The sequence below is a fragment of the Streptomyces sp. NPDC040432 genome, assembly GCF_055595445.1.
This window is the reverse complement of the sequence record NZ_JBVIVP010000002.1, coordinates 448,663-463,023: the sequence shown is the minus strand read 5'-3', so window position 1 is coordinate 463,023 and position 14,361 is coordinate 448,663. Positions and strand designations below refer to the sequence as shown.

Here is a 14,361-nt window from a genome sequence, read left to right as displayed (position 1 = left end):
GCTGTCCTCCCGTACGGCCGTTCACCGGTCCCCGCCCTCCAGCGCGCCTGCCGTACGGGTACGGGCCAGGTACGCCGACGCCGACTGCAACTCCCCGGTCAGGGACTCCACCGTCGCCGCCATGTTCTCGGTCGCCGTCACCCTGAAGGAGTCGATCGCGTCGAGCGTCCGGTGGATCTGCGCGAAGGCCGCCCGCAGCGTCTCCGCGCCGACCGCCGGATCAGCGGAGATCCGCTGGATCTCCCCGCTCTGCGTCGCCAACATGTCCGCGTTGCCGCGGATCAGGTCCTCCGTCGTCCCCCGCAGGGCGTCGACCTGTTCCGTCACCCGACGCTGGTTGTCCAGCGCGGACGCCAGCATCACCGCGATCCGCAGCGCCGAGACCGTCGTCGTCGCGGCCCGGTCGACACCCTTGATCAACTCGTCGTTGTTGCGCCGCACCACGTCCATCGCGAGATAACCCTGCGCGCACACGGCCAACTGGGTCAGCAGGTCCTGGTGCTTCTGCCGCACCGGGAACAACACGTCCGCCCGCAGGACGTCCGCCGCTCCCGGATCCGCGTGCCCGACCTCGGCGATCCGCTGCTCGACGGCCGCGTCCAAGGCCTCGGTGAGGACGGCGTGCTCCTGGAGCCTGCCCATCGTCTCCCAGAGCCGGGCCCGCTCCGTGTGCAGCGCCGCGTTGTCGCGGCGCAGCTCGTCCTGGCCGCCGCGCAGCGCGCCGACGATCCGGTTGAGGGAGGTCTGCGAGGAGGCGTACCGGGCCACGTGGTCGCGCAGCCTGTTGCCGCCAGGGAGCTTGGCGAGCAGCCGGCGGGCCCCCTTGGCGGGAGTGTCCCGCGGGTCGAGGTCCTCGACGGTGCGACGCAGCTCGACGAGCGAGGAGGCGACGCGGCCCGGGGCGTCGCCGTCGCCGTCCCGGCCGAGCGAGCGCACGGCCCGCTCCAGCATCCGGTTCGACTGCTGGGCGGCGCCGCGCACGTCGGCGGAACCGAGCCCGGCGATCTCCCCGATCCGCACCGCGAACTCGGGGGAGCGGGCGTCGATCGCGGCGAGCGAGTCGACGTACTCCCCGGCCCGGCGGGCCATCTCCTCGCGGACCCCGTCCCGCAGCGGGACGAGACCGGAGGCCTGTTCCCGGCGGACGGGGGCGACGGGCCCGGGTGCGGTGAGGACGAGCGGGGCGTCGTCGCCGACGGGTGGTGTGAGCGTCACGGTGTGTCCCCCTGCCCCTTGGCGCGGGCGGCCAGCGCCATCAGGACCTTCACGGTCGGCGTGCCGACCTGACGGATGCCGGTCAGCCCCGGGTTGAGGAAGCCGGAGTGCGGAGCGGTCGCGGCGGTGAACTCGGCGACGCCCTGCTGCGGACGGAACCCGTGGCGCACGGCCAGTTCGCGCAGCTTCGGATCGTCGACCAGGAGCGTCCCGAGGTCCTTGGCCGCCTCGCTGATCGGTACGAAGGTGTGCGGGGAGTTGACCGTGGTGTCCGGGTAGAGGACGACCATGTCGGCGGCGTTGCCCACCGCCTGCTTCCGGAGCATGAGCGAGGCGACCTGGGACTCGTACGCCAGGATCAGCGGTTCCCCGCTGCCGCTGATGAACGCCCGGAACGGGTCGTCGGTGCTCTGCTCCAGGGCGCCCTGCACGGAGATCAGCTTCCGCATCAGCGGGGCGGTCCGGGCGATGCCCGCGTCGTCGGCGACGACGGTGTTGCCGTTGGCGACGTTGGAGGCCGCGGCGAGGAAGAGCGCGCCCGAGTTCGAGGTGGCCGGGTCGGTGGTCCTGATGAACACCGTGCCGGTCAGCTCGGCGTGGGCGGCGGCGCCCGGCAGTTGTTGCCAGGTCCGGTCCTCGCCGGCCGCCTTCAGGTAGGGGCCCATCAGGAGGGTGCCGGAGTTCTTCCCGGTCATCCTCGCGAGCCCGCTGTCGGCCAGCACCTTCGCGACGTCGGCGCGGGCGATGACGACGAGCGGCGAGAAGAAGGGCTTGCTGGTCTGCGCGCCCGTGACGCCGGCCGCGACCTCGATCTCCTTCGCGGGTTCACTGCTGCCGGGGAACGCGAAATCGAATTCCTTGAGGTCCAGTTGGTCCATGGCCCAGGAGCCCGAGGTTTCCGTCCTCACGGTCCAGCCCTTGGCGGCAAGGGCCTTGACGACGTCCGGATCGCGGAAGAAGTCGGACTTCTCCGATCCGATGACGCCACGCACGGTCTTCGTTGCCGTGCCCTCTGCTGCGCGTCCCCCGATGGCGATGACGGCGATCACGCCGCCGATCAGGAGGACCGCCAGAGCGATTCCCAGGATGCGTCTCACGGGTGCAGCGTGCTCGCGGAAACCCACATTCCGCGCGGCGTCGGGTGAACGCCGGGTGTCCGGGCGGTCCCACTTCGAAATGCTGTGTGGGCCCGCGGGTGCTGGTGGGCGGGGCTGCCTGCCGGGAGGATCGACCCATGGGCGTGACGGCATTGAAGTGGCAGGGCTGGCTCGTCGGTCTGGTGGGGCTGGCGGGGCTGCTGGTGTTCGCCCCGCTGGGGCTCTACGTATGGGCCAGCGGCGAGGACCGCCCCGCCCCGCCGGCCCCGGGCCCGGTCCTCCAGGACGTACGGGTCACCGCGTGCCGCGTCGATCCGACGAGCCGGCGCGTGCTGGCCGTCGTCGAGGTGACGGGCCGCCGGGACGCCGGTGCGGGCGGCTACGTCGTCACGGTGGAGTTCCGCGATCGGGAGGAGCCGGGCGGGCGGGCGGCCCAGGCGCTGGTGAAGATCCCCGGGGTGGCCCCCGGCGCCACGGAACGCGGCGAGGCCCTCGGCCCGGTCTGGCCCCCGGCGACGGTCCCCTGGTGCGGCGTGGCCTCGGCCGAACCGGCCACCCCACCACCCTCCGCGGAACCGGCTCCGGGCCGGTAGGGGGAGGGGCCGGGGGAACGACACCGGCCCCTCCTCCCGCGGAGGCGGGGGGAGGGGCCGGGACGTGCCGGACGCCGTTCGGTCAGACCGGTCCGGCCAGCGGCGATTCCAGACCGGAGGCGAGCCAACGCTGCGCGTTGGAGCCGAGCCTGGTTCAAGTCACCCCGGGTGACGACGAAGGTGCCCGGTCCCCGGCACGCGGCGGGACGTTCACCCCATGCGGCACGCAGCAAGACACAAGGAGGGCCGACCGTGAACAACTACATGCTGAACGGCACACTGGCCGGCGCCACCTGCGGAGGGTCCGCCGCCCTGGGCAACAATGCGGGGTACTGCCCGTGAGAGGGCGCGACGGGTTGCTCGTCTCCCGCAAGAGGGACGGTTCACTGCATCTGCGACGGTTCGGTACGGTCGTTGGGGCCTGGATCCTGATCGCCCTCTTGGTGCCGTTCTTGACGCTGATGGGAGCGAGTTCGGCCGACGACGACCTCACCGAAGGGCTCGGGCTCATGGTGACCGGTTGCATGTTCGGGATGGTGGCCCGTCGCGCCGCGCTCTCTCCCCGCCTCGTGTTGGGATCCGATGGCATCGTCCGGGAGGTGAAGCCCGTGGGGACGAGGAGCATTCCGTCCTCGGAGATCCGATCCGTTGTGAGCAGGAGCGGAGGGCTGTGGCTGACCGGCGAGGACGGCGCGGAACGAGCGATATGGGCGTTTTCGCCGAGCTGGATGGGACACCGGTCCACCCGATCGGCGAAGAAGGTCCTCGCCGAGTGGAGGGCTTCTCCGAGTAGCGCCCATGGGTCGGGGGCGACGGCGGGCCGGGAGATGGTCCACTTCGGGCTGCTCGACTTCCTGATCGTCGTGCTGCCGTTCGCGGTGGCTGTGCTCGTCAGGAGCTTCTGACCGGTACGGGTTGGGTGTCCGTCGACTTCGAGCGGCGGGCACCCTCCCGCGAGGCGGTCCGGGGGCGGCCGGAGGTTCCCCGCAAGGGTTCGTGGCACCCGGTCCGGAGCCTCCGCGGCCCCGGACCGGGGCCGTCAGTGGGCGCCGGCCAGGTCGACGGAGTCGAGGGCGGCGGCGTGCGCGTCCATCCGCTGGGCGGCGAGGATCGCGGCGGTGGTGTCGGCGCGGGACGCGGCGACGAGGAGGGCGCGGGCGGCGAGGTCATGGGCCCGGCGGTGCAGTGCGGGGGAGTTCTCGGGGGAACCGTGCGCGGCCCGGGTGGGCCGGGACCCGCGCAGGCGTGCCACCTGGTCGGCGATGCGCGTGGCGCTCTCGTCGAGGCCGAGCTCGTCGGTGACGGCGAGCAGGGCGGCGAGGTGGCCGGCCAGCTGCGTGTCGAGGGCTTCGCCCCGACTGCTGTGCGGGTAGTCGGACCGGTCGGCGCCCATGCGGTGGACGACCGGCTTCGTGCGGCTCGGCTCGTACATGAGGAGGCCTCCTGCGTGGTCAGGAGACCATCCTACATTGGATCCGTTCTAAAGTTGAGCTGAATCCGGAACGGGGTTCGGGTCCGGGCCGGGAAGGCCGCTACGGCTGGCCGTATCCGTCCAGGAAGTTGCCGATCCGGGTGACCGCGTCCGCCAGGTCCTTCGCGTTCGGCAGGGTCACGATCCGGAAGTGGTCCGGCTCGGGCCAGTTGAAGCCCGTGCCGTGCACGACCATGATCTTCTCGGCCCGGAGCAGGTCCAGGACCATCTGCCGGTCGTCCTTGATCTTGTAGACGGACGGGTCGAGCTTCGGGAACGCGTACAGCGCGCCCTTCGGCTTCACGCAGGTCACACCGGGGATCTGGGTGAGCAGGTCGTAGGCGACGTTGCGCTGCTCCAGGATCCGTCCGCCCGGCAGGACCAGGTCCTCGATCGACTGCCGGCCGCCGAGGGCGGTGGCCACGGCGTGCTGGGACGGCATGTTCGCGCACAGGCGCATGTTCGCGAGGATCGTGAGGCCCTCGATGTACGAGGAGGCGTGCTTCTTCGGGCCGCAGACCGCCAGCCAGCCGGACCGGAAGCCGGCGACGCGGTAGTTCTTCGACAGCCCGTTGAAGGTCAGCGTCAGCAGGTCGGGCGCGATGGCGGCCGTGTTCGTGTGGGTGGTGCCGTCGTAGAGGATCCGGTCGTAGATCTCGTCCGAGCAGACGACCAGGTTGTGGCGGCGCGCGATGTCCGTCAGCCCGCGCAGCATCTCGTCGTCGTAGACGGCGCCGGTCGGATTGTTCGGGTTGATGATCACGATGGCGCGGGTGCGGTCGGTGATCTTGCGCTCGATGTCGGCGAGGTCCGGCATCCAGTCGGACTGCTCGTCGCACCGGTAGTGCACGGCCGTACCGCCGGCCAGCGAGACGGAGGCGGTCCACAGCGGGTAGTCCGGCGCGGGGACCAGCACCTCGTCGCCGTCGTCGAGCAGCGCCTGCATCGACATCTGGATCAGCTCGGAGACGCCGTTGCCGAGGTAGATGTCCTCGACGTCCAGCTCGATGCCCTTGGTCTGGTAGTGCTGCATGACCGCGCGGCGCGCGGAGAGCAGCCCCTTCGCGTCCCCGTAGCCGTGGGCGGTGCCCAGGTTGCGGAGCATGTCCTCAAGGATCTCCGGCGGGCACTCGAAGCCGAAGGCCGCGGGGTTGCCGGTGTTCAACTTGAGGATGCGATGACCTGCCGCTTCGAGCCGCATCGCCTCTTCGAGGACGGGTCCGCGGATCTCGTAGCAGACATTGGCGAGTTTCGTTGACTGGATCACCTGCATGACGGGAGCTTACGGGGCTCCGCGCCACCCCGCTCGACCTTTCCGCCGCGGACGGGGGGAGGTAATTGTCCCGTTTCGCGCAATGGGAGGGTGGCGCCGCGCTCCCCCCTTGGAAACGGCGACCGGGCGACGGCCACGGCCTACGGAATGGAAGGAGGGGGGAGCGGGAGCGACGGCGGTGTTGCGCTCGTCACCCCGGGGGGCGAGGAGCCCGTCGGGGTCGGGCCTACTTGGGGGCCACGCGGCAGGCGGACGCTGCGGTTCCGTTGGTCACGCCGCTGTCGGTCAGTCCGGTGACGCACTTCGCCTGGTCGCCGGTCAGACCGACGTAACACGCCATGCGGATGGAGTCGGGGGCCTCGCCGCCCTGCAGCTCCCGTTCGACCTGGTTGATGCAGGCCGTGACGTCCGCGTGGGCCGCGGGGGCGGTGAAGGCCACGCCGCCGACCGCGAGGGCCAGCCCGCCGAGTACACCTGCGATACGGGTGGACGTGCGCATGGGACGCACCTGCTCTCCGGGATCGTCGAGCGGCCCGGGACCTGGAGGCGCCGGATCCGGCTCGACAGGCTTTCCCCCTGCCTTCGACGCTAGAACAGCCCTCTGCCGCACGCACCCGCTGACCCGACGTTCCCGCGTTCCGTCGCGACGTCCTCCCTGCTCAGGGCGCCGGTGGCCCGAGCCGGAGGCCTCGTACCGGGCCTGGCACCGGGAGCGGTCCGGGAACGACTTCGGTCTCGGCGCCGTGCGGTTGGTGCGGGTGCGGCCCGACGTGTGGGTGGCCAACATGGTCGGTCAGCGGGGGATGCGCACGGGCACCGGTGGGCCGCCGATCCGTTACGACGCCGTCGAGCGGTGTCTCGGGGCGCTCGCCGGCCACGCGCCGGCGTTGGGGGCGAGCGTGCACATGCCGCGCATCGGGTGCGGGTTGGCGGGCGGGAAGTGGTCCCGGATCGAGCCTCTGATCACCGGCCAACTGTGCGCCCGTGACGTCGAGGTGACGGTCTACGACCACGGCCCTTGACCTCAACTCGGCTTGAGGTAAGAGGATTCGGTCATGACCACGGAATCCACGTCGCGCGTGACGGACATCGAAGCGATCCACCGGCTCGTCGCCACCGTCGAGCACTCCCAGCGGAACAAGGACCCCGAGGAGTTCCTCTCCCTCTTCCACCCCGAGGCGATCTGGACGACGGCCCACGGCAAGATCCTGCTCGGCTTCGACGCCATCGCGGAGTTCACCCGCAGCGTGCTGCCGGCCGCCGCTTGGGACGGCGAGGTCAGCTACGAGGTCGCCCACGTCCTGTTCATCCGACCGGACGTGGCGGCCGTCAAGGTCACCCAGACCTACCGGTCCGCGGACGGCGAGAGCCGGGGCGCCCCGCTGTACGTGGTCTCGAAGCAGGACGACGATCGCTGGCTCCTGACCGCCTGCCAGAACACGGGCGTCGTAGCCGACTAGGTCGTGCCCGGCGCATGTCGTGACCGCCCCGCGCCCCCGGCCGAACGGGTGGTGGGCGGGGGCGCGCCGGGCGGGATGTCGGCGGCGGATCGATTCGCCGCGGGTGGGCCCTCCTAGGGTCGGGCCGCAGCATTTCCCCGCCTGCTCGTCCCCGGAAGGGATCCACCCGTCATGAAGCTCCGCAACACCGTCGCCGCCGCCCTCGGCGCGTTCGTCCTCGTGCTCTCGCTGCCCGGCTCGGCCCTCGCCGCCACGGGGGAGTTCAGCTACAAGTACGTCACCGACCTCGGCCACGAGGAGCGCGTCACCCTGCACGACCCGCACAGCGGCAAGTGCATCAACCTCTTCGCCGTCGGCGACGACGACGTGCCGCCCGGCTACGGCCCGCACAACCGGACGAACACCCCGGTGACCGTCTACTCCGGCGCGCTCTGCACGGGTCGCGAGTGGCGGCTCCGGGCGAACGGCAGCCCGACCACGGACCAGCTGGAGGTGCGCTCGGTGCGCTTCGACGCCCCGGCCGCCTGAAGCCCGGCTGCCTAAAGCCCGGCCGCCTGAAGCCCGGCCGCGCGCACCCGGACGCCCTCGACGATCACCAGCGGCAGTTCGCGCGGCCACGCCGTGTCCTGGTGGTCGTCGAAGAGGGGCCACAGGGCGGTCATGGCCTCCCAGTACGTCTCCCGCTCCGCCCGGTTCGCCGTGCGCGCCGGGCCGGCGAGGACGGTCGGGCCCACCTGGAGGCGGACCTCCGGGTGCGCGGTGAGGTTCTCGTACCAGGCGGGGTGGTGCGGGCCGCCCGAGGCGGCGGCCACGAGGAGGTACCGGCCGGCGTCCCGTCCGTAGATCAGCGGGGTGCGCGCGGTGCGACCGGTGGCGCGGTCGACGGTGGTCAGGAGGAGGGTGGGGACGCCGTGCCAGAGGTGGCCGTCGGCGCCGCCGCTGTTCACGTAGGTGCGCACGTGGTCGAGCCGCGGTCCGGGGCGCGGGTCCGTGGGGTGGTCCCAGTCGACTGCGACGGTGACGCTGTTCATCTTTCCTGACCTCCGTAGGGCGGCCCCCCGGACGGCTAACGAGCCTCCCTCGATTCTGGATGCGGCACACCCGTAGCGCATGCGCACAGGTCTGGACCAAGCTCGGACCATGGATCTGGAGTTGAGGCACCTCAAGATCGTCAGGGCCGTCGCCGACGCCGGGAGCCTGACCCGCGCCGCCACCGCGCTCGGGCTCGCGCAGCCCGCGCTGAGCGCGCAGCTCAAGCGGATCGAGCGGGCCCTGGGCGGGGCGCTGTTCCTGCGCGGGCGGGACGGCGTACGGGTCACCGCGCTCGGGGAGCTCGTGCTGGAGCGGGCCCGTGTGGTGCTGCCGGCGGTGTGCGAGTTGCAGGAGGAAGCGGTGCGGTTCGCCCGGCAGGGGGCGGCCGGCTACCGGCTCGGAGGGACGCACGGGCCGCTGCTCGGCGGGCTCGTCGACCGGATCGCCGGTCGGGAGCCCGGGGTCTCCGTCACGACGTACACGTCCTGGTCGGAGCGCGAGGTCGCGGCGGGCGTCGCAGCCGGGCGGCTCGACTTCGCCCTGGTCGGGGTGTGCGGGGAGAGCCCGCCGCCGGAGCCGGGGCGGCTCGCCTGGATGGAGGTCGCGCGCGACCCGGTGCACGTGATGCTCGCCGAGGACCATCCCCTGGCCCACCGGGCGGAGATCGAGCTGGCGGAGCTGGCGGCCGAGGCCTGGGCCGACGTGCCGGGCGACGGCTGTTTCGGGGACTGCTTCTCGGCGGCGTGCGTACGCGCCGGGTTCACGCCCGCCTGCGTGTACGAGACGGACACCGCGTCGTGCGTGCACCTCGTCCAGGTGGGGCGGGCCGTGGGACTGTGCCGGGCCACGTTCCCGGTGACCCCGGGGGTGCTGACCCGGCCGCTCGCCGGGAGCCCGCTGGTGTGGCGGCACCTGCTGGGTTGGCATCCGGCGGCGCCCGCCGCGACCCGGGCCGCGGCCGTACTGGAGCACGCCCGGGCCGCGCACGCGGACGCACTGGCCAGATCGGCCTCGGCGACGGCCCCCGCGACCGGGCGGGGGGCCGCGGCCGGGGGTCAGCCCAGTGCGGCGGCCTTCTCGATCACGACGGGGACCAGCGGGACGTCGCCGTGCCCGCCGGCCCGGCCGGTGCGGACCGCGGCGATCGAGTCCACCACGTCCTGGCCCTCCGTGACCACGCCGAAGACCGCGTAGCCGTACCCGCCGGGGGTGGTCGAGGTGTGGTCCAGCGCCGGATTGTCCGCGGTGTTCACGAAGAACTGCGAGGTCGCCGAATGCGGTGCGCTCGTACGGGCCATGGCGACCGTGTACCGGGTGTTCCGCAGCCCGTTGTCCGCCTCGTTGCGGACGGGCTCACGGGTCGGCTTCTGCCGCATGTCCGCGGTCAGTCCGCCACCCTGGTTCATGAAGCCGGGGATCACCCGGTGGAAGACCGTGCCGTCGTAGTGGCCGCTCTCCACATACGCGAGGAAGTTCGCGACCGAGGCCGGAGCCTGTTCCGCGTAGAGGTCGATGACGAAGGCGCCGAGGCTGGTGGTCAGCTTCACCTGAGGCATGCGGGTCGGGTCCCTTCTGGGGCTGGAACGTGCCACACAGCATCGCAGAGGGTGACCGGAAGGCCACGGCCCGGGGTGTGCACCCCGGGCCGGGACCCACAACAGCGCCATCGGTCGCCCGCGGGGGGCGGGGCCGGCTACGGCAGGTAGCGCTCGATGACCTGCGGACCCTCCTTCTCCATCATCCGGCGAGCCTTCTCGATCCGCTCCGGAGTCGGGTCGTGGCCGGTCGCCATCACGAGGTCCTCAGGGTCGTACGGCCGCTCCCCACCGGTGAAGAGCCGGTCCGACCGGGTGGGCTGCTGGTCCGATTCACTGTCCATCGCGTACCCCTTCCGCTACCCCCCTGGCCCCCATCGTGCGGCGACCGCCCCAAGAACGCACTTCGGCCGGCCCGCGGTCGGTCCACGACCGGGAACCGGATGCCGGCGCGGCCCGGCCATACCACCGAGGGAGGGGCCAACCGACGTCTCCCGCAAGGCGGTTCGGATTCCTACGGTGTCGAGGACCCCCACCGAACCGAGGAGATCCCCCATGCTCAAGCGACACGCCCGCACGGCGTGTACCGCCCTGGCCGCCGCCGGGCTGCTCCTGGCCGCCACCGGCGGGGCCACCGCCGCGGACGCCCCGGCGCCGCCCGCCGCCTCGGCCGCCGAGACCCTGCGCACCGCCGACGCCCAACCCGAGCTGCTCGCCGCCATGCAGCGCGACCTCGGCCTGACCCCCACCCAGGCCAGGACGCGGCTCGCCCACGAGGCCGAGGCCGGGGCCACCGCCGCCCGGCTCCGGGACCGGCTGGGCGCCGCCTTCGCCGGGGCCTGGGTGGACGGCCCCGACGCGGGCACCCTGACCGTCGCCACCACCCGCGCCGCCGACACCGCCGCGATACGCGCGGCCGGCGCCCGGGCGAAGCTCGTCGGCCGTTCGTCGGCCGACCTGGACGCGGCGAAGGCCGCCCTGGACCGGGCCGCCACCGCCGAGACGCCGGTCCGCTACGTCGACGTCCGGGCCAACGCCCTGGTCATCGAGGAGACCCGGCCGGGCGCCGCCGCCCGGCTGCTCGCCGCCACCGGGACCGACTCCGCCCTGGCCACGGTCGTCCGTACCGCCGAGGCCCCCCGGCCGCTGTACGACCTGCGGGGCGGGGACGCGTACTACATGAACGGCAGCGGACGCTGCTCGGTCGGCTTCCCCGTCACCAAGGGCACCACCCAGGGCTTCGCGACGGCGGGCCACTGCGGCCGGGCCGGCACCACCACCAGCGGCTTCAACCAGGTCGCGCAGGGTTCCTTCCAGGCGTCCGTCTTCCCCGGCAACGACATGGCCTGGGTCGCCGCGAACACCAACTGGACCGCGACCCCGTTCGTCAAGGGCAGCGGCGGCGCGAACGTCCAGGTCACCGGCTCCGTGCTGCAACCCGTCGGCTCCTCCGTGTGCCGCTCCGGCTCCACCACCGGCTGGCACTGCGGGACGGTCCAGCAGCACAACACGAGCGTCACCTACCCGGAGGGCACCATCTCGGGCGTGACCCGGACGACGGTCTGCGCCGAGCCCGGCGACTCCGGCGGCTCCTACATCTCCGGCAGCCAGGCCCAGGGCGTCACCTCGGGCGGCTCCGGCAACTGCTCCAGCGGCGGGACCACCTTCTTCCAGCCGCTGAACCCGATCCTGTCCGCGTACGGGCTCACGCTGAAGACCACCGGCACCGACCCGGGCCCCGGCCCCGGCCCCGGTGACCCCGAGCCCGGCGGCACCTGGAAGGCCGGTGGGGTCTACGCCACCGGCGCCACCGTCACCTACGGCGGCGCGACGTACCGCTGCCTCCAGGGCCACCAGGCGCAGATGGGTTGGGAGCCGCCGGCGGTCCCGGCGCTGTGGCAACGGCTGTAGCCGCCGCGCGAGCCGCGTGAACAGGGGGCGCCGTGACTGCTGAGGGGGAGTCACGGCGCCCCCGCCGTCGCGGGCGGGCCGTCCGTCGACCGGCCCGTCCGTCCGTCGGCCCCGTCCGTCGGCCCCTCCGTCAGAACGTCAGAACGCCAGACGTCAGAACGTCAGCAGCGCCGCGACCGAGACCACCGCGCCGAAGGCGGTCAGGGCCCCGCAGATGGCCAGGTTCACCCTGCGGTGCTCCCAGAACACCGCGACGAACTCGCGCAGGGTGGCGGTCGGCAGGAAGTAGCGGGCGGTCGGCGAACCCACGACCTGGCCGTTCACCCCGGCCTTGCGGGCCATCATCGCGGCGCGGAAGGCGTGGAAGTTGTTGGTGACCACGACGCACCGGTAGCCCGGCACGTCCGCCTCCATGATCTCCCGGCTGAACAGCATGTTCTCCTCGGTCGTGCGTGACCGGTCCTCCAGCCGTACGTGCTCGGCCGGCGCGCCCTGCGCGATCAGCCAGTCCGCCATCGCACGGGCCTCGGACACCCTCTCGTCGGACCCCTTGCCGCCCGACACCAGCAGCACCGGCGGCCTGCCGCCCCGCGCCACCTGGGCGTCGTGGATCTGCTGCCCCTTGCGCAGGCGCGAGGCCAGCAACGGCGGCACCCGGTCCCCGCCGATCAGGCCCGAACCGAGCATCACCACGTGGTCGACGTCGCCGCGCACCTTGATCCGGCCGTAGAGGAACGCGTACCCGATGAAGGACAGGAACACGAACGAGACGTACCCGACGACCAGGGCGAGGGTGGCGACCGCCCCGGTGAGGGCCGCCGAATCGGAGACGCCGACGGAGACCAGCAGCGCGATCATCGCGAAGATCCCGAGACCGGCGAGCAGGGACAGCAGGTTCGGCAGCCGCGTGCCCTCCTTGCGGACCATCGTCACGCCGTTGCCGATGAGGAAGACCCCGGCGGCCACCAGACCGAAGGTGGGCACGGTGAGGACGAGCAGCAGGGCGGCGACCGCCACCCAGCCGGGCAGCGCCGCGACTTGCAGCAGCACGGCGAAGGAGAGCGCCACGCCGGTCAGACCGAGCAGGACGGCGTTGCGGAAGCGCCGGCGGTCCCTCCGGGCGCTTATGCCGAAGGCGACGAACAGCAGGGCGGCGAGGACGAAGGCGACCATGGCGCCATCGTAGGTGTCAGGCGGGAGGCGTCGTCCGGCGCACGGCGCGCCCGGCCAGGACGTCCGTCCGGCGCCCGTCCCGGATGACGAAGCGCCCGTCGATCAGCACGTGGGGGATGCCGGTCGGCAGTGTCCGCGGCTGCTCGAAGGTGGAGCCGGCGGCGACCGTCTCCGGATCGAACAGCACCAGGTCCGCCCGGTGGCCGACACGGACCAGGCCCCGGTCGGGCAGTCGCAGGCGGGCCGCCGGACGCCCGGAGAGGTGGGCCACGCACTCCTCCAGGCCGAGCACGCCGAGCTCGCGGACGTACCGGCCGAGGTAGTGCGGGAAGGTCCCGTAGGCACGGGGGTGGGGTTTGGCGCCCTGGAGGATGCCGTCGGAGCCGCCGGTGTGGACGCGGTGCCGCATGATCGCGCGGACGTTGTCCTCGTGGCCGACGTGTTGGAGGACGGTCGGTGCGAGCCGGTCGTCGAGCAGCAGCCCGCGGGCGGTCTCCCAGCCGTCGAGGCGGGTGCCGACGTGGTGGGCGAGGGCGGGGTCGCCGACGCCGGAGATCTCGATCGTCGACCAGTCGACGGGAACGCCGTGGCAGCCGTCGGAGCCCTCGACCTCCAGGGCGTGCCGGATCCGTTCGGCTCCGGTGTCGTCGCGCAGGCGGGCCAGGACGGCCTGCGGGCCGCCCTCGTTGGCCCAACCGGGCAGCAGGGCGACGAGGGTGGTGCAGCCGGGCGTGTACGGATAGGTGTCGAGGGTGATGTCGGCGCCCGCGTCGAGCGCCGCGTCCAGCAGGGCGAGGAGTTCGGGGGCCCGTCCCTCGTTCTCGCCGAAGTTCATGGTGGCGTGCGCGAGGTGCAGGGCGCAGCCGGCCCGCCGGGTCAGCTCCACCATCTCGGCGTAGGCGGTGAGGGCGCCGTGGCCGTAACTGCGGTGGTGGGGGCAGTAGTAGCCGCCGTAGCGGGCCACGACCGCGCACAGTTCGGTGAGTTCGGACCCGGAGGCGTACATCCCGGGGGTGTAGGTCAGCCCGGAGGACATGCCGACGGCGCCCTGTTCGAGGCCCTCGCCGACGAGCCGGCGCATCCGGTCCAGCTCGGCGGGCGTCGCGGGCCGGTCGTCCCAGCCGACGGCGTACGCGCGGACGGTGCCCTGGGGGACGAGGTAGGCGGCGTTGACGGCGATGCCCCGTCCGCCGTGGGCCCGGTCGAGACGGTCGAGGTAGCCGCCGACGGTGCGCCAGTCGAAGTCGACGTCGTCGCCGGGGCCGTTCCAGCCGGCGATGGCGGCCCGCACCCCGTCGAGGGTGCGGTCGTCGACCGGCGCGTACGACAGGCCGTCCTGGCCGAGGACTTCGAGGGTGACGCCCTGCGCGGCCTTCGCGCCGTGGTCCGGGTCGCGGAGCAGCGCGAGGTCGCTGTGGGCGTGCATGTCGATGAAGCCGGGGGCCAGGACGAGGCCGTGGGCGTCGAGGGTGTGCCGGCCGCCGCCGGGGATCCGACCGATCCCGGTGATGCGGCCCTCGTGCACGGCGACGTCGGCGGTGTACGAGGGCCCGCCCGTGCCGTCGGCGACGCGGGCCCCGCGGATGACCAGGTCCACGGCC

15 protein-coding genes and 2 pseudogenes are annotated in these 14,361 nt (G+C 72.9%); 7 read left to right on the top strand and 10 right to left on the bottom strand.

The features are described 5' to 3' along the window. Positions 1 to 21: 21 nt before the first annotated feature. Together ACZ58N_RS05840 and ACZ58N_RS05835 are read right to left on the bottom strand one after the other, a co-directional pair. The gene (locus ACZ58N_RS05840) at positions 22 to 1,215 is read right to left on the bottom strand and encodes a toxic anion resistance protein (protein ID WP_471156068.1); all 1,194 of its coding nucleotides are present in this window, start codon (positions 1,213 to 1,215) and stop codon (positions 22 to 24) included. Further along, positions 1,212 to 2,339 (bottom strand): hypothetical protein, encoded by a 1,128-nt coding sequence (locus ACZ58N_RS05835; RefSeq protein WP_471156065.1) that lies wholly within the window; start codon positions 2,337 to 2,339, stop codon positions 1,212 to 1,214. The genes ACZ58N_RS05840 and ACZ58N_RS05835 overlap by 4 nt, the downstream gene beginning before the upstream one ends. Positions 2,340 to 2,455: 116 nt before the next feature. Here ACZ58N_RS05835 and ACZ58N_RS05830 point away from each other — a divergent pair, with 116 nt between their 5' ends. Together ACZ58N_RS05830 and ACZ58N_RS05825 are read left to right on the top strand one after the other, a co-directional pair. Next, a complete protein-coding gene (locus tag ACZ58N_RS05830) occupies positions 2,456 to 2,905 on the top strand; it encodes a hypothetical protein (protein WP_471156062.1) in 450 nt (149 codons plus the stop codon). Positions 2,906 to 3,243: 338 nt separating this feature from the next. Further along, positions 3,244 to 3,810, top strand: a complete 567-nt coding sequence (locus ACZ58N_RS05825; RefSeq protein ID WP_471156059.1) for a hypothetical protein — start codon at positions 3,244 to 3,246, stop codon at positions 3,808 to 3,810. 134 nt (positions 3,811 to 3,944) lie between these two features. Here ACZ58N_RS05825 and ACZ58N_RS05820 read toward each other — a convergent pair whose 3' ends face one another. From ACZ58N_RS05820 to ACZ58N_RS05810, 3 genes are all read right to left on the bottom strand, one after another. Then, complete coding sequence (locus ACZ58N_RS05820; protein WP_471156057.1) at positions 3,945 to 4,337, bottom strand: SCO4983 family protein; 393 nt, start codon at positions 4,335 to 4,337, stop codon at positions 3,945 to 3,947. Positions 4,338 to 4,437: 100 nt separating this feature from the next. Beyond that, positions 4,438 to 5,649: a pyridoxal phosphate-dependent aminotransferase gene (locus ACZ58N_RS05815; protein WP_471156054.1), complete on the bottom strand. Its 1,212-nt coding sequence runs from the start codon at positions 5,647 to 5,649 to the stop codon at positions 4,438 to 4,440. Positions 5,650 to 5,875: 226 nt separating this feature from the next. Then, entirely contained in the window at positions 5,876 to 6,148 is a 273-nt protein-coding gene (locus ACZ58N_RS05810; RefSeq protein WP_471156052.1) for a hypothetical protein, read from the bottom strand. Between the two features lie 166 nt (positions 6,149 to 6,314). Here ACZ58N_RS05810 and ACZ58N_RS05805 point away from each other — a divergent pair. The 3 genes and pseudogenes from ACZ58N_RS05805 to ACZ58N_RS05795 all read left to right on the top strand — a co-directional run. Next, positions 6,315 to 6,671 (top strand): annotated as a pseudogene (locus ACZ58N_RS05805) (macro domain-containing protein); the annotation flags it as partial. Between the two features lie 33 nt (positions 6,672 to 6,704). Next, entirely contained in the window at positions 6,705 to 7,109 is a 405-nt protein-coding gene (locus ACZ58N_RS05800) for an SgcJ/EcaC family oxidoreductase (RefSeq protein WP_471156049.1), read from the top strand. Positions 7,110 to 7,280: 171 nt separating this feature from the next. Further along, on the top strand, positions 7,281 to 7,637 hold the full coding sequence (locus tag ACZ58N_RS05795; RefSeq protein ID WP_471156047.1) for a hypothetical protein: 357 nt from the start codon (positions 7,281 to 7,283) through the stop codon (positions 7,635 to 7,637). An 11-nt stretch (positions 7,638 to 7,648) separates the two neighbouring features. Here the strand turns inward: ACZ58N_RS05795 and ACZ58N_RS05790 are convergent, their stop codons facing one another. Next, positions 7,649 to 8,140: a nitroreductase/quinone reductase family protein gene (locus tag ACZ58N_RS05790; RefSeq protein WP_471156044.1), complete on the bottom strand. Its 492-nt coding sequence runs from the start codon at positions 8,138 to 8,140 to the stop codon at positions 7,649 to 7,651. Positions 8,141 to 8,249: 109 nt separating this feature from the next. Between ACZ58N_RS05790 and ACZ58N_RS05785 the strand changes: the two genes are divergently transcribed. After that, positions 8,250 to 9,335, top strand: coding sequence for a LysR family transcriptional regulator (locus tag ACZ58N_RS05785; protein WP_471156042.1), 1,086 nt, complete (start codon positions 8,250 to 8,252; stop codon positions 9,333 to 9,335). Here the strand turns inward: ACZ58N_RS05785 and ACZ58N_RS05780 are convergent. Both ACZ58N_RS05780 and ACZ58N_RS05775 read right to left on the bottom strand, forming a co-directional pair. Then, positions 9,272 to 9,697, bottom strand: a pseudogene (locus tag ACZ58N_RS05780) (peptidylprolyl isomerase); the annotation flags it as partial. The gene ACZ58N_RS05785 and the pseudogene ACZ58N_RS05780 overlap by 64 nt on opposite strands. Before the next feature lie 137 nt (positions 9,698 to 9,834). Continuing rightward, positions 9,835 to 10,020 carry a hypothetical protein gene (locus ACZ58N_RS05775; RefSeq protein ID WP_471156039.1) on the bottom strand — a complete coding sequence of 62 codons (186 nt, stop codon included), beginning with the start codon at positions 10,018 to 10,020 and terminating at the stop codon, positions 9,835 to 9,837. 211 nt (positions 10,021 to 10,231) lie between these two features. On the opposite strand from ACZ58N_RS05775, the gene ACZ58N_RS05770 reads away from it, so the two are divergent. Beyond that, positions 10,232 to 11,587 carry a carbohydrate-binding protein gene (locus ACZ58N_RS05770; protein WP_471156036.1) on the top strand — a complete coding sequence of 452 codons (1,356 nt, stop codon included), beginning with the start codon at positions 10,232 to 10,234 and terminating at the stop codon, positions 11,585 to 11,587. Positions 11,588 to 11,740: 153 nt separating this feature from the next. Here the strand turns inward: ACZ58N_RS05770 and ACZ58N_RS05765 are convergent, their stop codons facing one another. Then, complete coding sequence (locus tag ACZ58N_RS05765) at positions 11,741 to 12,760, bottom strand: YdcF family protein (RefSeq protein ID WP_471156033.1); 1,020 nt, start codon at positions 12,758 to 12,760, stop codon at positions 11,741 to 11,743. Between the two features lie 16 nt (positions 12,761 to 12,776). Continuing rightward, positions 12,777 to 14,357, bottom strand: coding sequence for an N-acyl-D-amino-acid deacylase family protein (locus ACZ58N_RS05760; RefSeq protein WP_471156030.1), 1,581 nt, complete (start codon positions 14,355 to 14,357; stop codon positions 12,777 to 12,779). Positions 14,358 to 14,361: the final 4 nt, after the last annotated feature.